Raw genomic sequence first — 21,495 nt, 5'->3', positions numbered from 1 at the left:
CTCCTTATCCCCATTCATTGTCACGTGGCTTGAAGAAGCCGAGACTCAGACTGTTTCTTGCAAAGATGTAAAGAACCAGAACACTTACAACCACCTGAAATACCAGTATCTGTTTTGAAAGAATGCGGCTGACATCACCATTTAAGTGACTCAATATGTACCATCCGGATCCGAGAGTCAGATGTAAACCTGTATTCATCAAAAAACTGTAGGTAATATCTGACTTCGCCCCAATTGATCTTTCCATACTGAAATCTGTGATATTGTGATTCTTTTCTACATCCTGCCTTCCATTGAAGTCATTGACTGCCTCTGCCATTTGAGTCTTTACATCCATGTCTTCTCCCACACTAACATCCACGGATTCATTTAGACTCATGGCCTTAGTCTTTTCCTTGTTGATATATCTTGTCTTTCTGCCTTTCTTCATTCTGTCCCTGATTGAAATGATATTGTCTCCCTTCCCCGATGAAACAAAAGCCTTTCTTGCAGCATGTCCGGCCATATAGTAGGACATGTTTCTGGCGCTCTGTGTCCTGTCATATACACAGTTCATCAAAAGTACTACCGGCATGATCATTATCGTAAACAGACTTCCGATATTAAAGAAAGCATAAACCACAGTCACCATGACAGCTGCGGTTATAATGGTTACATCCTTTCTCAGTGCATTCATGTTATGCACACGATAGATAAGTTCCTCTATAAAGGGCACTATAAGAGAAAACACCAAAATGCCCAGATATTCATTACCGCCTCTCCATATGAAACCGGAGTCCTCAAAAAGTCTAATGTAGGCATCTCTGTCCTTCAGCAAAAGGAAAACCCCAAGAATCAGAAGTCCGCAGGAAACACCTGTAAGAAAATGCAGAACATACTGAAGAAGTGCCTTTCTGGCTGTCATCTTCCTGTGTCGTATATCTCTGAACCTCTTCATCAGTCTCTTAAATCTGGCCTTAAAGCCCTTTTCCGTCATGTGAACAAGAATCTTGAAATCCCTGAACAAACTGAATTCCGACCATAAAGTTCTGCCATTTCCCGTCAGAATGATATGGTAAATAAAAAGAAACAGAACATTACCTATGAGATAATACACATTTCCATAACTTCCATAGAAGTCCTCTTTAGTCATACCCATATTAAGCAGAAGACCCGCCTGATATGCAAAGAAAACGCAGAGCATATACAAAAAAGGATACCTCAAAACATCAGAAAGCATCTTAAAAAGAGCTTTCGTATCTCCTATATAAGATGCCTTGATATCAGCTTCCATCCTTTTAGACACAGTCTTGATAATGTCTACTGTCGTTGTTCTTTTTTTCTTCTTATAATACTTTTTCCGATCACTGAATTGTTCCAAAATAACTCCCCTCATTCCCTAAACATAAAACCAGATAATTCTGAGTATATGCACATGAGGATATGTTAATCCTCTACCGTTACTATATTTTTCGTCAGAAAAACGTCAGAAATAACAATTAATTACTATATTTAGTTTGACATTAAAATATCATCCGTTAAATGGTGTATATCATCACCGTATAAGCTGTAAATGCAAACTATAACAGTCATTTTAATGAAGTGAGTGTCAAAAAAAATGCCACTCACTTATCTTTCCTTAGGGATAGTAATGGTTACAGTTGTTCCCTCTCCCGGCACACTTACTATATCAAGAGTTCCCTGGCACTGCAGTTTCAGTCTTTCACGTACATTCTGGATACCGATATGTGAACGTCCGTCATACTCTCTCTTGGCCTCAGTATATCCGCCGACTCCGTCATCATCCACGATGATCTCATACCTGTCATCATACTCCCGTGTTGATATAGTGACCGTTCCTCCATCCGGCGATTTACAGACACCATACTTGACAGCATTCTCAACTATAGGCTGTACACTGAGTGCAGGAAGCTTAAAATTCTTTACCTGAATGTCATATACTATGGTGAGGTCATCATCAAACCTCATCTTTTCAAGAGCAAGATAGTTCTGTATATGATCCAATTCCTTCTCAAAGGGGACAGGTTCCTTGGTTCTCAACGAATCCAGATTGCCACGAAGATAATCGGAAAACTCACCTATGGCCTTCTGTGCCATCTCAGGATCTTTTGTACACAAGTAGTATATGGAATTCAGCGAATTGTAAAGAAAGTGGGGCTGTATCTGACTCATCATGATGGAGAGTCTCTCCTGGGTCAATGCATTTTCCTTTCTCTTAAGCTCGATACTCTGCTGAACATGCATAAATGTATACACCATAAGGATACCAAGTGTTACCGAAAGATATATAAGGAGCGAACCGAACATGGGATACTTCATGGTGATAACTGTTGCAGTCATGGGAAATATCATGAATGAAATAATTCCTATAAAGTCAGATAGTTCAAGCTTTCTGAAATAGATAACGGCCAGTATAAGATCATATACGAGAATACTTGCACCCACTATCTGGGAATGAAGATACAATGGCCCATGTATGTATACACCGTCTTCAATGTAGAACACCTGACCATGAATGGGAGACGTCAGCCACATAAGTATTCCAAACAGGCAGACCGGAATTCCGATTCTCCCAAACCATACTGAAATGCTACATTTCTCTGCCAGGTAAAAATATATGTAATAGTTGAATGCTGCGATAGATGTATATAAAAGCGAAACGGAACTAATCGTGAATATCACATACAGAAAATCCACCATGTTGTTGTATTCAAGTATCCATGTAACCACATCCAACAACAACATGAGATTATTTGCCATAAGTATGATCATCAGGCAGTTTTTCTTTTGGCTTTTCTCATACGTGGTGTAAACTCCCGCAAATAGCACCAGAACAACCAGTGCCGCAAAGAATTCAGACACGATTTTAGCAATTAACATTATCCATTCCTCACATATTGGAATCATCAACCTGTTGTAGTCTAAGGAAATACCGATATAATCAACATTTCCTCAGCGCCTCCGGCGTTTGAGCACGGATTTCAAAAGGTAATTAATGCCTGGCATCGAAAATCCGGCAATGGAAACACCATAATCAGCATTTCTATAAGGTTCACAGAATAGCTCCTGACTAAAACCGGACTTAAAGCATTCTATAAACATATCGACCAATTCATCTGTTTTAATTATCTCATGTATTATTCTTTATGCAACAAAAAACCACTCAGCCCGTATCCGCTTAAAAAGAAGCCTGACACAGCGCGAGTGGTTCCCCCTCAAAATCTATACACTATAATGATCATTACTCCGGACTCTTGACCGGAAAGTCTGAAAATGCACTTACCGGAAGATAAACATTGATAACATCCTTTCCAAATGGACGAAAAGTAACTATCATATGCTTCCGGTCACGACTAGAAAAGCTTTTGGCTATCTCTCCGCGGCTCAGATTCTCAATGATCTCACACACCACCTCAAGAAAATTCATCTTGCTGATCTGCTTCATATGATAGTACTCGAGATACGGCACACCGTTTACATATATTCCATCAACTATCTCCCTGATAGTCGATGGTGCATTAACCAGGTTCCTGCCCTTTTCTCCAAAACAGTCCGTAAATCTTTTTGAATAGGTTTCTATGAGATTACGTGGTCTGTCGCTGGTGTCAGTCCCCCACCAAAAGCCATTGTTCTGGGGACTGAATCTATCATAGGACTTATATACCAAATACAGAAACTCATCATGCTTTTCCTGAGTCTGTTCACCTCTGGTCGCACTTCTCAAATACTCATCAAATTCATATTCGTCCGGTACTGTCGAGCGATTCACCGGCTTGACAAATACAAACTTAAAGTCCGGATTGCCCCTTACCAGGTCCATACTTTCCAGATACATGGAAACAGTTTTCTCCAGGATCACGTTATTCTGTTTTGTATTTGTCACACTTGTTTCCATCTGTAAAACTCCATAAATAAAAAATATTTTTGTCCTTACGCCTATGGTACAACCTGATTCATCACAAAACAGTCACAGTATTTTTAAATTTATTATAACTTTTATCATTTTTTACACAAGACGATATCACCGGACAGACTGAAATCTCTACATCAGATATCCGGACAACGCAGTGTTAACAGATAAAAAAAGAAAAGATGCAGTGCCTGGGCACTGCATCATGATAACAAAAATTTCTTCTAACTCATATACAACCGTAAATGCGATAGCAAAAAACAACTATATATTTTTACTCTTTTTCCTTACCTGTAGTCTTTTGGAAGAAGTAAAGAACAACTACCATCATGATGACACCGGCGATAAGTGAAACAGCCGCACTCTTTGTGATACCGGCCACAAGATATGTGATAGCAGAAATAACAGCTGCTGTAAGAGCGTAAGGAAGCTGAGTGGATACATGGTTGATATGTACGCACTGCGCTCCGGCACTTGACATGATTGTGGTATCAGAGATAGGTGAACAGTGATCTCCGCAAACTGCACCTGCCATACAAGCTGACATGGCAATGATCATCATAGTATGATCTGTACCTTCAAAACAAGCAACTACTATAGGAATCAATATACCGAATGTTCCCCATGAAGTTCCTGTTGCAAAGCTGAGTCCGATAGCGATAACAAAAATGATAACCGGAAGGAATCCGATGAAGTTAACAACCGAACTCTGTACAACACCTGCTACAAACTCCTTGGCACCAAGACTGTCTGTCATAGCCTTAAGAGACCATGCAAAAGTAAGGATAAGTATAGGTGAGATCATCTGCTTGAATCCGTCAGGAAGACAATCCATACAGTCATTGAACGGAAGTACATTGGTGATCAGATAGAAAACGATAGTGATCACAAGGGCTCCAAAGGATCCGAGAACCAGACCTACTGAAGCATCCGAGCCTGCAAATGCATCAATAAAGTTCTCTCCCTCAAAAAATCCGCCGGAATATATCATTCCGATGACGCAACATACTATAAGAGAAACTATAGGAACAAGCATGTTAAGGATATGTCCCTTTGTGTCGTCTGCTTCTTCCTCATCATCACCAAAAGCACGTCCCGGAGTAGTGAACAGATCATCATGTTCTATAGCATTGATCTCATGTGTACGCATAGGACCATAATCAACCTTGAATACAACAAGGAATATCATCATGGCAATGGTAAGTACCGCATAAAAATTGAACGGAATTGTCTGAAGGAACAGTTTCATACCATTCTCGCCTTCTACAAATCCTGATACAGCTGCTGCCCAGGATGAGATCGGAGCGATGATACATATAGGTGCTGCCGTAGCATCGATAAGATATGCAAGCTTTGCGCGGCTGACCTTATGCTTATCTGTCACCGGACGCATAACAGAACCTACTGTAAGACAGTTGAAATAGTCATCTATAAAGATAAGACATCCAAATGCGATGGTTGCAAGCTGAGCACCGGCTCTTGTCTTGATATGGCTTGAAGCCCATCTTCCGAAAGCCGCGGATCCGCCGCTTCTGTTCATAAGCTGAACCATAGCTCCAAGAATAACAAGGAAACAGAGGATACCAACATTGTAGCTGTCAGAAAGAACGGAAATGATTCCATCCTTAAATATATGATTGATGGTTCCCTCGAAATTATACCCTGAATATAGAAGCGCACCTGTAAGAACGCCCATAAAAAGAGAACTGTAAACCTCTTTAGTTATAAGCGCAAGTCCTATAGCTATAAGCGGTGGTGTAAGCGCCCAAAAGGACTGCTGAACAGTCTCCGGCGTAGTCAGAAATTTCGCAAGAATCAAAAATACCACTACAACGCCGAGAGCAGAGATTGTAAAAATGCGATTGCTCTTTTTATCCATATTACTCTCCTCTTAAGTCAAGAATTTTGCTGTTAAACCGATAAGTAAAAAAGGCTGTGATCGATTAAATAGCGAATATGATGATTATAATACACTTCAATAACTATTCATTCAATGCATATGTAAGCACTTTTTTATAATTATGCAATTTATACAGTATTATTAGCATTCAGGATTCCCGCTCTGTTAAATTTAAGTCATTGTCAGCTCTATGATTTCTTATCCTTTTCGCCGGAAACCGAAACTGTTTTGGATGAAGGTGCAGTTGCAACTACCGTACCGGAAGCTCCTTCGTCAGATTCCTTCGTATCACCATCCAAAGAGGAATCCGTACTTTCAGATGTAACGCTTTCCTGTTCATTGAGAATCTCTATCATCTCTCTGATCATATCCTCATCTTTAAGAGTAAACAGGAACTCTACTCTTCTGGATGCATCCATATTTACACTTCCGTCATCGTTAAGTATCGGATCAGTATACGACTTTCCGTTAGTTGATATGAGATCACGCATTTCCTTTTTCTGATCGGCAGAAAGAAGGGATGAATCATCACCCAGACAATACTCCGCAACCGAATATGCTCTCTTCTGCGAAAGATCCAGATTGAAGAGATAGTTACCCTGGGTATCAGTGTGACCCTCTATAGAAATGGAAGAAACATAATCACGATACTTGTCGCTTAGAAGGATTTTTGCATATCGTGGAAGGAACTCAGCCAGGAAGTCCTTACCGGTATCCTTAAGTTCATCCTTGTTGTACTCAAACAGAATGTTTGAATCCATGATTATGGCACCGGTTTTTTCATCAACGGAAATATTGAGACTTGAACCTGTAAACTCCTCCTTGAGTTCCTCGATAAGTTCAGATCTGATACCGATGATTCTGTCCAGCTTTGCCTGCTGCGTCTTCATGATTTCCTCAAACTCTGCGAGAAGTTGTGACTGCTCGTTTAGCGTAGCCTCCTGAGAGTTCAGTTTCTCTTCCTGAGTCAGAAGAAGTTCTTTCTGCGCATTAAGCTTTGCCTGCTGATCCTCCAGTTCTTCCTTCTGTGCAGCCACAACATTCTTCTGCTCGTCAAGTTCAGAAGCCTGAACAACCAGTTCCTGTTCTTTTCCGAGAAGCTGCTGTTCCTTCTGATCAAATTTTATCTGAGAATGAAGAGTGGTCAACGCTATGATAAGTACAAAACACAGGAGAAGCCCAGCCATCATATCAGAATATGAAAGCCAATATGTTGTTTCCCCGTCCTGTTTACGGGGATGCTTTTTGTTATTCTTTATTTTAAGCATATGTTTTCCTTGGTAGCATCCGAAAATGATTACCTTGTTACGGATGCTTAAAAAACGTGATTATACCGACTGTCTTTTAAAATTCATCATACACGCCTTGAGATGCCCGAAGTTCTCTTTGCATCCTGAATTGCAGCAGTGAACTCACTTACAGCTGCATTGGATCTGTCTACTGCATCCTGAAGGTCCCTGTAGCAATTGTTGATAAGCTTCGGAAGCTGATCATTTGCCTTCTTTATCTCAACAACCTGATTTACCAGATGTGACTCAACATTAACGAGGTTGCTGTCGATAACCTTAAAGGTATTATCTATATTCTTTGGAAGCTGATTTACTGACAGTCTGATGGAATCAAGAAGTTCCTTCTGTGCACTTAACTCATTATGTAATATCTTGACGGATTCATTGAGCATACCTCTGTATTTCTCAAGATCTCTCAGATACTGTCGATCATCCGCGATAAGTTTCTGGTTCTTTTCATTGGTAACCCAGAGGTCGTTCATGCTTCTCTTCATTTCCTGCTGAGCCTCATATACACTTGTCGCAAATCCAGCAAGCTGATCACCTATGCCCTTGGCCTCTTCATTAATCCTATGGGCAATTTCCCGTGTGCTTCCTGTCTCATCAAGAATCTGCTTCATGAGTGTCGCATTATTGTTCTGTATGTGATAACACTCGGTGATGGTCTGTGACATGCTTGCAAATGCTCCATCAAGGGAATTGTTCATCTCAACGATGAAAGCATTGACAACTGCCTTGAGAGCATCCGTCTGATTCTGTGTTGCAACATTGGTGAAATCCTTTATTGTCTTATTCATACGGTCAAACTGAGGAATGAGAATCCTTGAAAGGTCATCACCAAGCTTATCGCCCATACGGCTTATAGTGTTAAGCTGTTCCTTCTGAAGCGCTATGAGAATGTTTACACTGTCAAACTCACTGTCAGGCAGGACATACTTGCGGTAAGCATTAACAAAATCCCGTATGGAAGATTCCGCCTCATCAAGCTTACGTTTAAATGCATAATTGAAGGTAAGTGAAAAGATCAAACCATATATAGATGTATGGAATGCTACCTTGATACCGTTCATGAGCGGAGTAATACTGTTGGCAATCTCTTCTGTTGAACTCGTATTGAAGCCCTGAAGTCCCAGAGAAAGACCTATAAATGTTCCCAGGATTCCAAGTCCCGTCATAACACCGGCAACCTGATTCAGCTGATTTCTGTGCATAACATCATCGATGATCTCGTCATTTACAAAATCCTCTATGTCGCACTTGTAGCTGTGCTCCTTCATATCATTAATACGATTGAGCTCATACATATAATCCTGATAGATGTCCTTCAGGTACTGCTCTTCAAACAGCATCTCCTGATTGTCTCTATATGTCTTATAAAGAAATGCATGACTGTTCATGGCATCATTTCTGATCTTCTGAGTGACACGGTCAAAATCTGCTATAATGTGATTCATCGGTACAAAGCAGTTCCTGTCACTGCTGATGAGAATGATGGCAACGATAAAAAACATCGCAGCATTAACAGCGATATTGGCAATGCCCTCTCCCTGTCCGGAAAAGACATTGAGATAGACACAGAGTCCCACCATTGCGATGAAAGTCACCACAACCAGCCATTCATACCACTTCTTGTTCTGCATATTCATTTCCTCCGGAAATCATCTTTTATTACAAAGATTTATTACGTTAATTATATTTTATAGCAGATGATTCTTAAATAGAACTTAATTTACCTAAAACTTAAAATAGGATTACAAATAAAAAAGGAATAATTTTATCAGTATTTCCTTTGTACAAATGACAAAAATGTCATACTAATTTGATGATTTTGGCGTATACTATGTTGCAAGGGTCAAAAAGCCCTTTGATTTCATCGATTAGTTATGTCACCCATTTCTTTTTCCTGCACATGACTTTAATCCTTCGAAATACAGAATATATTCTTGGCTTTCAAAAAAGAGGAAAAACATGATGAATAAACCCGTTAAGTCAAAATCTTCACTACTTACTCTGTTCTTTGATTTCTTAAAATTCGGACTGTTTACATTCGGCGGAGGCTGGAGCATAGTCGCACAGATGGAGAAAATCTATGTTTCCGACAGAAAAGATATAAGCTCTCAGGAACTCATAGACCTGACCAGTGTGGGGCGAAGTCTCCCCGGAACCATGATAGGCAATATCGCTGTTCTCTTCGGCTACAGCCAGCGCGGTATCCCCGGTGCGCTTGTATGTCTCTTCGGCATGATACTTCCGCCATTTATAGTTCTTCTTATAGTCGCTTCCTGCTACACGGCTTTCAGAACAAACTACTGGGTGGCTGCTGCCATGAGCGGCATCCGGTGCGCAGTTGTTCCCATCATAATGTCTGCCGCATTAAAGATGATCAACGGTGCCTTCAGGTTTCCGCCCTGCTATTTTGTTACAATACTCTGTGTCATCCTATATCTCGTGTTTGATGTCAACTGCATTTACCTTGTCATACTTGGTTCCATATTCGGTCTTTTGATAAGTGAGATATACCAGAGAAAGGAGGCACGTAAACATGCATGACCTCATAACAGTATTTCAGCTTTACTGGAGCTTTTTAAAGATCGGTTTCACCAGTTTCGGAGGATTGTCAATGATTCCTCTTATAACCAGTGAAATGATGGGACACGGCTGGATGAAAGCCTCTGAAATATCCGATATCGTAGCCATCGCAGAGATGACACCTGGTCCATTGGGACTTAACTGCGCAACCTTTGCAGGCTTAAAAGCCGCCGGTCTTCTTGGAGCCACTGCTGCAAATCTAGGAGTTCTTACACCGTCTCTCTCCCTTGGCATACTAGGCGCCATATTCTTTGCTAAGTTCAAGGAATCCAATATCATGCAAAACATCCTTGTTGGAGTTCGCCCTGCATGTATAGCCATGGTCATCGGTGTTGTAGTAACTCTTTCCATGTCAAACTACGTGACTGACGCAGGTATCTCACTTATATCCATATGCATCGGTATAGTTGATCTTCTTCTGCTGAGATTCGGGAAACTCGGTATACCAACAGTCATTATCATCAGTGCCATCATCGGCATCATCGTTTTTGGCGTTTTGAACCTCTGATGACTGTATCCCGAATCATTATGAAAGAAAACCCAAAACTGATCCGGTTATTTCTACTCACATCTTATGATGTGAGTGCCATAAGTCTATTTCTGACAGCATCTCAAAATCTCCTGTAGAAATAAACTTATGGCACTTATGTCAAAACAAAACCCCCGATTCTGAAGACCTACTGCAAATCACTGTAAAACACTTCAGAATCGGGAGTTTTTTCACTTCTTACCGCCTTTATCCTCAGCCTCTCCGTACAGCTTTTGTATCTCTTCCATATTGATGAATACGGTTGAGAATGTTCCGACTGTATTTGATGGCGCGGCGATGAAATTCATCCAGTGCTTAAGACTGTAACTGAATGCCCTGTCATGTATGTACTCTCCATAAGCCGCACGATAGCCTATGTCAATCCATCTGTCATTAGGCGGCTGTTCGAACACTTTAGTATAGGTTTTTCCTACAAGCTCTGAAGCACTCTTTCCGGCCACCTCACAGTACCTGTTATTTACATAGATATACTCTATGTCTATAGCATTCTTGTTTTCCTTGTCCATGATCGGCTTAGCCACAACATAAGGAAGCGGCAGGTAATTCACGTAGCCTTTCATCATATTGAGCTTCTTCTCGCCTTCCTCATCACTGTTCTTCAGCTTCATCAGTCTGGTCTTTGCAAGCTCGATAACCTCCTGAACATTCTCTTTTTCAGATCCATGGGCATATGCGTATTCACCGTGAACCATAACCTGACGTCCGTCTATCTCTCTTATCTGAGATATGCTGTCGAGAAGTTTCTTTGCAGACTCACGTACCATATCAGGAGGCATATTTCTCTTACAAATTCCGAAATTACATCCGTATACTCTGAAAATCGATGCAACGCTTCCGAAACATTCAACTACCTTGTCAGCAATCTCCTTGACCAATCCTTCAGCAATTTCTCTTCCGTAATCCTCACGGATCTCCTCAAACTCGGGAACATCAAACACAATATATGCAAAGTCTTCACCGTTGGTTCTCAGATTGTCATCGAGCTGAGTGATGGTAACCATCTGACCGTAAGTATTCATGAAGCCTGTCAAAGGATCTATGAGACTTTCCTTCTTAAGCTCCTGATCCGACTCCACATCCTGTTCAATATCTATCATATATCCCATTAGTCCCGTTATCTCACCACCGTGATAAACAGGGAACTTTGTTGCCGCAATATAATGTGTAACACCGTCAACAATATTCTGTCCGATATTGTTGTGGATGACCTCGCCCTTTTGAAGAACTCTTTCCTCATCACTCATGAACGGCCCGTCGTCTACATGCCATCCAACGTCCTCATCAGTCTTTCCTACCACCACATCCTGAGATTTGAATCCATAATAATCAAGGAAGGCATTGGAAACACCGATAAATCTCCTCTTCTTATCCTTCCAGAAAAATCTGATTCCGGAATTAAGCCTTATGGCCTCCATCAAATCGTCATTGATGTTGTATCCATCACGGACAGGCATACGCATACCCATAGAATCAAGATATGATTTCACATCCTTTTCTATAGAAGAAGGCTTTATGCATACCATCGCCCTTCTGTTCTCTACATCAGACAGAAGCACAACCATAAATTCCATCCATTTATAGCTGCCGTCTGATGATTTCACACGGAATACATCAGAAAAACACATATCCTGACGTTCATTTATCTTTATCTTATATAGTTCAGGATTAATAAAATCATGCCATCTTCTTTCATCATCCGGATGAACCATACCCGGCTTATAATCCTGATAGAATGAGTGAAGATCATATATCACATCTCCGACCTTTTCAGTCTCGAGATTACTGTACATAACAGTTCTTGTATCCTCCTTGAAATCAAGAAGATAAACACAGTCAATTATGGATACAATATTTCGCATTATACGATCATATTCATGAACCTGCTCCTGATCCTCATAGCGCTTTCCGTCTATTGTGGCAAGGAGCATACTGCCCTTACGACTGTCCGCTATCTTTTTGAAGCTTACAAAGAAGTATCTGTCGTTAGCTATAAATGTCATGAATTCTTCTCTATGACTAAGCATCGTTTTTGCTGCAAGTTCATGGAACTTACGTGAGGTGATGGAACTCTCGTCATTAAGGACAGCTTCAATATCCTCATCCGACTCTCTCCTCATCTTTTTGGTGATATCATGATAGTATTCATTACCATAAAGCAGTTTGAACTTTAATTTATCGTAAAACAGTAAAGCTATGGCCTGATCGGTTACAACATCAACAAGACCAACTCTGTCATAAACAGATTTCTCTTCTCTGGTTTCATACATCAGACCATGCTGAATCATATACTTATGAATATCGGAAACCGGAAGAGGTTTGGAATAGTAGTAACCCTGTATTCTTTCACAACCTATCTCTTTCAGAAATTCCAGATGTTCCTCAGTCTCAACGCCCTCTGCCAGAGTATGTATACCAAGCTCTTTGGCCATCTTTACAGCCATTGTAACGATGGTTTTGGACTTCTCACTGAAATCCCTGAGGAAAAGCATATCAATCTTGATTTCGTCAAACTGATAATCTTTAATGACATTAAGTGAAGAATATCCCGAACCGAAATCATCCATCCAGACTTCTATGCCGGCCTCATGGAACCGGTCTATCTCCCGCTTTATGATACCGGTATCATTCATGAGAGCTGTCTCAGTTATCTCAACGGCGATGACATTTCTCCTGAGATTATACTCACTGAGAGCGCTTGTGATGATGTCAACAGGCTTGCAGTTATCAAAGTCAGAGCGTGAAATATTTACGGAAACCGGCACTATGGGATTACCCACGTTAACACTTCTTGCCTGTAACTCCGCAACACGCTTTATGATAAATGTATCCAGCTTATATGAAAGGCTGTTCTCTTCAAGTAAAGGAACAAAATCACCCGGAGATATAAAACCGTATACCGGATCCACCCAGCGTGCCAATGCTTCAAATCCGCACACTCTGCCTGTCAACGTACGAATAACAGGCTGCAGATAGATGGTCACCCAGCCTTCATTAAGGGCCTGATCTATATGGCTCAGAATATACTCGGCCTTCGTGTAACGAAGACCCATCTTTTCGTCGAAACTGCCGTACCTTGACCCGTATTTTCCCTTTTGTGCTTCACAGGCCATTCTTGCATAATCGCTGACAAGATTGGCAGACATTCCGTCACGGAAGATACATGTACCTATCTTTACCGGAAGTGTTTTTCCTGCATTGGCCACATAAAGTTCTTCTATAAGAGCCTTTAGTTTATCCTCTAGTCCGTCATTCGGCGCAAATGCAAAGAAATTGTCCTCTCCGAATCTTGAACAGTTGTCATTATCAAAATATTTCCTTATGAGATCCGCAAAAATGCATAGAAATCTGTCACCTTCTTTTACGCCGTTCCGGGCATTGAAGCCCTTCATGCCGCTCAAATTGAAGGCGATAATAGCCGGAACTTTATCCTCCCCAAGCATTTTCGCAGCATAAGTTTCCGCCCTGTTAAGAAAAGCCCATCTGGAAGGAAGTCCCGTAAGAGCATCCGGCATGGTTTCCATGTCAGAAATAAAGACACAATAAAGCGGGCCTTCGTCCGGATCTATATAGTACCTTCCGAAGTCCTCGACATACTTTATACTGCCGTTTTTGGTAATAATTCTATAGTTCACACGATCATAGTGATCGACATTATTTGCTATCTGAAGCTGAATACTCTCAAGCACATGTTCAACATCGTCCTCATGCACCATTCCGGGAAATGTTCCTCCGGTAAGTTCCATGAACTCTTCTTCAGTTTCGCAATCATAAATCTTCAGTAAAGCCGCATTGGTATATAAGATTTCTTCGTCACCACTACCCCTGTATATGAAAAATCCTCCGGGCATGATCGTCAAACCATGCAGAATAAAATTTTCCTTGATTTTCTGTTCTTGTCTCATACTGTACCAACTATTCCTTAGCTAATTAACAAGTAACGGAATCCTTTCCATAACTCCACCTAACCTAAGTATCGACATAAAAGGGGTAATATAATAGCTTTTGTGAACAATAAAATAGTACAGATGTCATAGATTTCACTCTATGATATCTGTACTATCATTAACAAAAACAGGCTATATCTTTTATCAATCTGTTATGTAACCGGCATTTAACGGTGCAATTTAAGTTTCATCAGATGACGTGAGTGTCAAAAGTATTTGCCACTCACTGATTAGCGCCAACGCACACATTCGTGTGCATAGAGCAGGAATCCTTACAGATTCCTTTGAAGCGCTCAAAGCCGCGTGGCTCCTTCGATTAAAAATCGAAGGCAGTTGTGCTGCTGAACACTCAAACTTGGGTCCTTTTGCTATGCAAAACGACTACGTTATTCGTGTTCGGGCGGGTCATAAAGTCTCAAATCATCGTGCAAGCACGTGATTTGGTACTTTTGACCCTTGTATCATCAGATTCTTTCAAACATATCAGCTTTGAATATTACTTCTCCATGCTTGTTGAGAGCAAAGTATAAAATGCATCCGAGAAGACCACATCCGAGTACCTCACCTAAACCAACGGTAAGTGCCATGAACCATAACGGAAGTGTTACCGCATATGCATAACGAAGTACGAAAGGAACTACTATCATATTGGCAATGATAGGTGGAAGGCAGCCGATAAAAGGTGAACGGTTGCGAAGGAGCCATGTTACATAGGCACCGATAAGTGTTGCAAGACTTCCGCAGATAATGTCAGGAAGAACGGCTCCTCCCATGGCATTACCGATGATGCACCCCACAAAAAGTCCCGGAATGGCAGCCGGTGTAAACATCGGAAGTATGGTGAGAGCCTCGGCTATACGAAGCTGTACCTCGCCGAATGAGATAGCTGCAAACACAAAAGTAAGTGTCACATACAATGCAGCTATCAGCGCAGCCTGCGTGATAAATACTACTTTCTTGTTATTCATATAAATTCTCCTATAGTTTTATTTTACATGAGGAAGGTTTCGAACTCATGTATAACTTTATGTCTATAACAGACAACGTGCTATAAAATACCACTTTTACACAATCTATTCAAGAAAAAAGCATTATCACCATGTTTTTTATCAAATGACGTGAGTGTCAAAAGTATTGCCACTCACTGATTAGCGCCAACGCACACATTCGTGTGCAATGAGCTGTATCATCAAATCAAATGCACCTTCACCTTTGTTCCCTTCATATACGGAACATCGGAAGGGGGAAGTTCTATGAGACAATTGCAGCCCTGCATCGAGAAAAGAATACCGCTTGCCTGTGCCACGGGAGCCGGAAATCTCACATGTCCTTCATTATAGAAGCCTCTTATGAAGCGTCGTCCTCTGTGCTTCATGAAATCCTCGTCAAGCACTGCTTCGACCTCCCTGACTTTATAACCCTCATCTCCTGTAAGCTTTACAAGTGCAGGTCTCACAAGAAGTTCAAATGTAGCAAGTGCCGCAAAAGGATTGCCAGAAAGATGTATCATCGGAACATCACCGGATTTCGAAAAAATGGCGGGAGACCCCGGTTTCATCCTGATTCCCCAGAATATCTTGTCCGCACCGATCTCAGGCAATATAAGGTGAATGATATCCTTTTCACCAACAGACACACCTCCGCTTGTTATGACAAGATCTGATATTTCCGCGGCCTTTCTGAAAAGTGAAGCTCCTGCCCGGACTTCATCCGGAACCTGCTCAGCCATCACGACATCGCAGTTAAGCTCCCTGAGACGATACTTCATCATGAAGAGATTTGAATCATAAATCTTTCCGGGTGCAAGTTTCTCTCCCGGCTCCACAAGTTCGCTTCCGGTTACAAGAACTGAAACTCTGGGCTTTCTGTAAACATTAACATGAGTTATTCCGGAAGAAGCAAGGATACCCTCTTCTATATAACCTATTCTTGTACGATCCTTAAGTACCACCGTATCCTTTTTTACATCTTCTCCCTTAAAACAGTAATTGTCCCACTTGTGAAATTCATAAGGTATCTTTACAGTATCTCCGACCTTAAAAGGAGTGAATCTTTCTTCATCCTTCCATCCGATTATATCCTCCTGCCTAATGATGCAGTCAGCACCATCGGGGATAGGAGCACCTGTCATGATACGAACGGCCTCCATCTCATCCACCGTACAGCTGCTGCAGCCACCGGCATAAACTGTATCTATGATCCTGAAGCATTTCGGAGTCTCATGAGAAGCCCCTTTTGTATCAATGCTTCTTACAGCAAACCCGTCCAGCGGTGAACGTGGAAAAGGCGGTTGATCGAAACCAATGCTTACATCTTCTGCTGCCAATGAAGAAAACGCAGCCTCTGTGTTGACAAGCTTTGTCTCCGTTATGGCAGAAACATTATCCTCTATAAGCTCAATGGCTTTTTCTAAACTTATATCACTATACATATTATTCCAATCTTACTTTTTCATGGCACATTGCACCTTAGTCTGTAAATTCCTCGGGATCAGCAAGCGCACGGGCATACTTTTCCTTCATGAACTTATCAGAATAGAAGTAGTCCTGTCCCACCTTGTTCGTAAACTGATGTACATCCTTATACTCTTCCCTTGCCATCATAAGCGTGATGGCACGATTAAGCTGCGGAATTGAATAATTATACGGACTTCTGGTGAAATAAAGAAGCGGTGTAGGAGCCGGATATGTCTTGCAGTTGAATCTCACCATACTTGCTATCGTCGCGGGAATATCCTTATCCTCCACCAGTGAAGCAAGCATTGCATAGTTGTCACTCATGTATGCATTGGAATAAAAATACTCATCCTTTGCACCTTTATAAGTAACTATATCACTGCATCTCTCATTCTTCGAAAATGCTTCTATTCTGGCCTCTGCGTCCTCCACTTCTCTCAAAATATCGGCCTTAGCTGTAAGTAGGGCACCAGCCGAACGTCTGCGGATGTAATCAGCAAGTAATTCTTCCGGTGCATTCTCTGCATTAACCTCTTCCTCGACTTCACCGGCACTGAGAACTCCGTCAGGATCCGGAGCATCGGGGAGTGAATCAAGATACGCCATAAGTTCAGGCTTTTCATGGCCGTCCACTAATGCTGAATCGGATGTAACGCCTCCGGCAGCATCAGTTTCTGCAGCGGATGACTGAACATCCTGAGTACTTTCCCTGTCTCTTCTATCCGTATAACCTTCTCCTCCATCGATAGGTTCCGTCATAGCGGCTGCCATATCTCTTGTCAATGCTCCCGGATTTGCAGCATTAACCTTAGAATCCGAAGCCACAGCATCCGGAGATTCATTTCCGGAATGATCCATAGCCCCTGTCATCTTTCTAAGCTGCTCGCTGAAACCGGGTTTTCTTCTACCAAATAACATAGCTGGTCTCCTTAAAATATATAGATATGATATCTGATACAGTAAATATCAAATATAAATTCCCCCGGGAACCACCAAATGGGGTGGTGGTTCCCGGGGAATTTATTTACTTAAGAGGAATTCCTCTATTCTCCATATCTGTTGCCATATCATCAAGATCAAACTTATGAAGAGTTGCCTTTGTAGGGATACCTGTCTCTACATCCCAGCCCATGGCCTCATACCACATATCCTTGGCCTTCTCCATATCTTCACGATCCATCTTGATGGTACCTTCTTCAAATGGCTTGAAATCAGGCTCTTTATCAAAGATCCATGCAGGAATTGCATCATGAGTCTCTCTCAGGTTAGTGATTCCATACTCACTGAAGAATGATATTGCAGTCATGCAGCGAAGCATATTTGAAATTCTCTCAGCCTGCTCTTCAAGCTCTTCTCTTGTGATTTCGATACCTGTAACTGCACTGTAGAACTTGGCTTCAAGATCCAGATCTCCGGCATAGTTACGCTTCTTTGCAGGTGACTGTGTCATCGGCCACATCCAGTTACATACTGTAAGTGAATCATGAAGCTGCTTACCGTTAAATGACCACTTTGCCACCTTGATCTTGTTCTCGTTGATTGGTGTATAGTTCTTCTGGGCATCCCAACAGCCTTCACCGAAGAATCCTTCCATAACCTTCTTCTGAACCTCATACGGAGAACCGGACTGGGCAACATTGGTGCAATGATGTGTCATACAGTCACGGTTGTACATAAGGTTGAAAAGAAGACCGATCTGTGCTGAATCCTCAGATGAATGATGCTTTGGATATCCGTTGTATGTTACGTTCTGGTTCCATGCACCGTGAGTATCATCAAAGAACTCCTGACCAAGTCCCCACTTCTCTGTCCAGAGCAGTGTTCCCATAGCAAGATCAGAAAGCTTACCTACCTTATATGCCAAACGGCGCTGAATCTCAACTACGAATCTTGGATCACCCGTCTTCTGCCACTCCCATGGAATGGAGTTAAACTCTTCATCGTCGATGAACTCATGAATTCTTCCTGATTCCATGAGCCATCTGAAATCACGGTTAAGGTTTCCGTAGTTCTCCCAGAGACCAAGGTCATCCATGGAATGAGAACCTGCACCGTTAATAACGATTCTTGCATCTCCGTCGTACTTGAAATCCTTTATATAGTTTACAGCCTTGCCGTCCTCAAGATTATAGTAATAGTACTCATTGTAAAGAACAGGCATGCAGGTATTGGATACATATGTAGGAAGATCATAATCTGCAAGAGGATCCATATCGTACTCTGTGTAGCAACGTACAGGACATGACTGACATCCGCCTGATTTGATTGCATAATGCTGAGCTACCTCACCGAAATCGAAGTATCCCTTGAAGCATCTGTATGCGATCTTGTTGATATCATCGTATGGCTGCTCACCTGTATCGATAGGGCCGCCCTCTGCCTTCTCATAGCATCTGCCCGGAGCACCTGCCCAACGGTTATTGCCGCTTACTGCAGAGTACTCTGCCCAGCTCTGAGGAACAGCAGGAACATTGTGGTTGTTATTACCGCCGATAAGCTCTGAAAGCATGTAGTTATTAAGCTCCTGAAGCTTCTTTACATCAGCGATGTGTACAGCATGTGTTCCTCTTACAGCGATAGCCTTAAGGTTCTTTGAACCCATCATGGCACCGATTCCTGCTCCGGCTGAATTTCCGAATGCTGTATTAAGAGTTGAATAGTTTACAAGATTCTCACCTGCAGGTCCGATGGAAGCAACCTGGAAGTCACGTCCACACTCCTCTGTAAGTCTCTTGTTTGACTCAAATGTTCCCTTACCCCAAATGAAAGAAGCATCCTCGATGGTAATGTTGTCATCCTCGATCTTCAGGTAAACAGGCTTGCTTGCCTTACCTTTTACGACGATGGCATCCCAGCCTGCATACTTGAGCTCAGGACCGATATGTCCTCCCATGTGAGCATCAATGATGGAATTACCCTTTGTCCATGTGGAACGAAGAGTAATGTTCATTCTTCCTGAACAAGGCACGCCTGAACCTGTGAGAGGTCCTACCGCATAAATAATCTCTGATGAAGGGTCTCTTGGAGGTACCTCCATAGGAACGTCATCATACATTATCTTGTAGCCAAAGCCCATTCCACCGATGTATTTCTGATATTTTGCATCATCCTCAGATGTTACTTCTCCTGTGGTAAGATCGACACGGGCGATCTTTCCCATCCAGCCATATGTTACGTCTGCCATAATTTATACCTCCTAAACGATTTCCTGTGCCGCTGATGTAACCTCATCCCATGGAATGATCTGCAATGCACCTGCCGGGCAACCTGCCACACAGGCACCGCACTGGATACATTTGCTTGACTTATGGGTCTCAGGATTTACTGTAGGCATATGCCATGGGCAAGCCTCGTGACATGCACCACATCCCACACATTTGTCCTGATCCACCATTCTTATTCCGCGACTGTCGGCATAGATTGCGCCCTGAGGACAAGCCTCTCCGCAGGCAGGTACCTTACACTGACGACAGGTATCCGGGAAGTATGTGAAATTCTGGTTGTACATACCGTCTTTTCCGTGAATGAAAAGATTTCTCGCCATCTTGATACGTGAAATATAGGATCCGCACTCTCCGTCATTTGTAAGTGTGCAGTTAATCTCGCATCTTCTGCAGCCTACGCAGCGGGCACCGTTTACTACAAGAAGACCGTTTGGTGTTGCCCATGTTGTTACGGCTCCTGAATCCACCTGCTCCTGTGTACAGCCGAAAAGATTCAGCATAGTCATGGTAAGTGAAAGTCCTACAAGGCTCTTTCCGGAAACCTTGAGAAACTGTCTACGCGTCATCTGATTCTTGTCAAACTCTGACTTTCTCTCTCCTGAAATATTTCCTGACATTTTATTATCCTCTTTCCCGGAAACATCAGCTCTTCCGGATATTTAAAGAACTGACATAACCGTAATTAACAAAACTTTTATGCTCTATATCACCTGGAAAGCTGTTCTTTTATAAAGAAGTACGCATCATTCACCGCGGTTACCGCGCCCTTTGATGAGAATGTTGCGCCCGAAACTCCGTCGATAGTGGTTCCTACAGAAACGGCATCACCGGTTTCTCCGGATGTTTCCTCCTCTTTCTTTGTAAGGAGTCCGGCTCTTCCAAGCTCGATCTCTGCCTGCACCTCAGGTGACTTATCCTTCATTGCATCAGGCTCTTCTCCATACATATAGCTTCCGGTGAGACCTGCCTCATAGAGATCACGATATGCCTTTGCTTCCGGTGAAGCATCCTCCGGTCTGATAGAATCCGCAGAAACAGCCTTGGTGAACATCTCTCCATCGGCCTTTGCAGAAGCAGTTTCACTTCCTGACGCTGCCACTGTTGCTCCTGTAGGAGATACCGGAACCAGATCCTTTACAGCTACGGGTGTCTTGATTCCTGCAAACTGATCCTTGAAACTCTGATCGGTTATCTGTGAACCTATACCATCTGTATCTGCCTGGCTGACAATGTTTATGGACTGAATAGTCTCTGCATCAGCCGAGAAAAGAGTATCTACTGTGATGTCACTCTGGAAACCCTTCGAAGTTGATTCAACCAGATAGCTACCGTCTGCCTTTTGCCATACAGCCGAAACCTGATATGAATCTGCATTAAGCCCTGATATATCGACAACAGAACCACGCTGTGCATCATTAACTGCAGTACAAAGCGGTTCAGACGCAAATGCAGCTCCACCTCCGATAACTGCCATGACCACTGCAGCTACCGCCTGGTTTCGAGTCCGAGTTTTTATACCCATAATTTACCCTCCTTGTATAAAAAGCTCTTCCAAACCCTAAAATAATATCCTTAAAAATGATGCCGGTCATGGTACTCTGTACCCGATAATGACGTACAGCACGCACACTCC

General features: G+C 42.2%; 15 protein-coding genes. 2 read left to right on the top strand and 13 right to left on the bottom strand.

Annotation, left to right across the window (positions count from 1 at the left end):
- Positions 1–4: 4 nt before the first annotated feature.
- From BM294_RS02930 to BM294_RS02905, 6 genes are all read right to left on the bottom strand, one after another.
- The gene (locus BM294_RS02930; protein WP_091204787.1) at positions 5–1,360 is read right to left on the bottom strand and encodes a CPBP family intramembrane glutamic endopeptidase; all 1,356 of its coding nucleotides are present in this window, start codon (positions 1,358–1,360) and stop codon (positions 5–7) included.
- Between the two features lie 248 nt (positions 1,361–1,608).
- A complete protein-coding gene (locus tag BM294_RS02925) occupies positions 1,609–2,880 on the bottom strand; it encodes a sensor histidine kinase (RefSeq protein WP_175494466.1) in 1,272 nt (423 codons plus the stop codon).
- Between the two features lie 361 nt (positions 2,881–3,241).
- Positions 3,242–3,895, bottom strand: a complete 654-nt coding sequence (locus tag BM294_RS02920; protein ID WP_091204783.1) for a hypothetical protein — start codon at positions 3,893–3,895, stop codon at positions 3,242–3,244.
- Positions 3,896–4,184: 289 nt separating this feature from the next.
- The gene (locus BM294_RS02915; RefSeq protein WP_091204781.1) at positions 4,185–5,789 is read right to left on the bottom strand and encodes a Na+/H+ antiporter NhaC family protein; all 1,605 of its coding nucleotides are present in this window, start codon (positions 5,787–5,789) and stop codon (positions 4,185–4,187) included.
- Positions 5,790–5,998: 209 nt separating this feature from the next.
- The gene (locus tag BM294_RS02910; RefSeq protein WP_091204780.1) at positions 5,999–7,078 is read right to left on the bottom strand and encodes an OmpA family protein; all 1,080 of its coding nucleotides are present in this window, start codon (positions 7,076–7,078) and stop codon (positions 5,999–6,001) included.
- An 86-nt stretch (positions 7,079–7,164) separates the two neighbouring features.
- Entirely contained in the window at positions 7,165–8,739 is a 1,575-nt protein-coding gene (locus BM294_RS02905; protein ID WP_175494465.1) for a MotA/TolQ/ExbB proton channel family protein, read from the bottom strand.
- A gap of 328 nt (positions 8,740–9,067) precedes the next feature.
- Here BM294_RS02905 and BM294_RS02900 point away from each other — a divergent pair, with 328 nt between their 5' ends.
- Positions 9,068–9,649: a chromate transporter gene (locus BM294_RS02900; protein WP_242944399.1), complete on the top strand. Its 582-nt coding sequence runs from the start codon at positions 9,068–9,070 to the stop codon at positions 9,647–9,649.
- Positions 9,642–10,196 (top strand): chromate transporter, encoded by a 555-nt coding sequence (locus BM294_RS02895; protein WP_175494463.1) that lies wholly within the window; start codon positions 9,642–9,644, stop codon positions 10,194–10,196. Before BM294_RS02900 ends, BM294_RS02895 begins: the two co-directional genes overlap by 8 nt.
- A gap of 212 nt (positions 10,197–10,408) precedes the next feature.
- Here BM294_RS02895 and BM294_RS02890 read toward each other — a convergent pair whose 3' ends face one another.
- The 7 genes from BM294_RS02890 to BM294_RS02860 form a co-directional block, all read right to left on the bottom strand.
- Positions 10,409–14,140: an EAL domain-containing protein gene (locus tag BM294_RS02890; protein ID WP_091204776.1), complete on the bottom strand. Its 3,732-nt coding sequence runs from the start codon at positions 14,138–14,140 to the stop codon at positions 10,409–10,411.
- A gap of 506 nt (positions 14,141–14,646) precedes the next feature.
- Positions 14,647–15,150 carry a QueT transporter family protein gene (locus tag BM294_RS02885; RefSeq protein WP_091204775.1) on the bottom strand — a complete coding sequence of 168 codons (504 nt, stop codon included), beginning with the start codon at positions 15,148–15,150 and terminating at the stop codon, positions 14,647–14,649.
- A 221-nt stretch (positions 15,151–15,371) separates the two neighbouring features.
- Positions 15,372–16,613: a molybdopterin molybdotransferase MoeA gene (locus BM294_RS02880; RefSeq protein ID WP_091204773.1), complete on the bottom strand. Its 1,242-nt coding sequence runs from the start codon at positions 16,611–16,613 to the stop codon at positions 15,372–15,374.
- Positions 16,614–16,650: 37 nt separating this feature from the next.
- On the bottom strand, positions 16,651–17,556 hold the full coding sequence (locus BM294_RS02875; RefSeq protein WP_091204771.1) for a hypothetical protein: 906 nt from the start codon (positions 17,554–17,556) through the stop codon (positions 16,651–16,653).
- 106 nt (positions 17,557–17,662) lie between these two features.
- Complete coding sequence (locus BM294_RS02870; protein WP_091204770.1) at positions 17,663–19,822, bottom strand: aldehyde ferredoxin oxidoreductase; 2,160 nt, start codon at positions 19,820–19,822, stop codon at positions 17,663–17,665.
- 12 nt (positions 19,823–19,834) lie between these two features.
- Positions 19,835–20,479: a ferredoxin-like protein gene (locus BM294_RS02865; protein ID WP_175494461.1), complete on the bottom strand. Its 645-nt coding sequence runs from the start codon at positions 20,477–20,479 to the stop codon at positions 19,835–19,837.
- A gap of 89 nt (positions 20,480–20,568) precedes the next feature.
- Positions 20,569–21,384 (bottom strand): FMN-binding protein, encoded by an 816-nt coding sequence (locus tag BM294_RS02860; protein ID WP_091204768.1) that lies wholly within the window; start codon positions 21,382–21,384, stop codon positions 20,569–20,571.
- Positions 21,385–21,495 lie beyond the last annotated feature (111 nt).

This window comes from Oribacterium sp. WCC10 (assembly GCF_900113415.1).
GTDB lineage: Bacteria > Bacillota > Clostridia > Lachnospirales > Lachnospiraceae > Oribacterium.
Note: the sequence above shows the minus strand (reverse complement) of the source record. Positions and strands in the feature narration are given on the sequence as shown.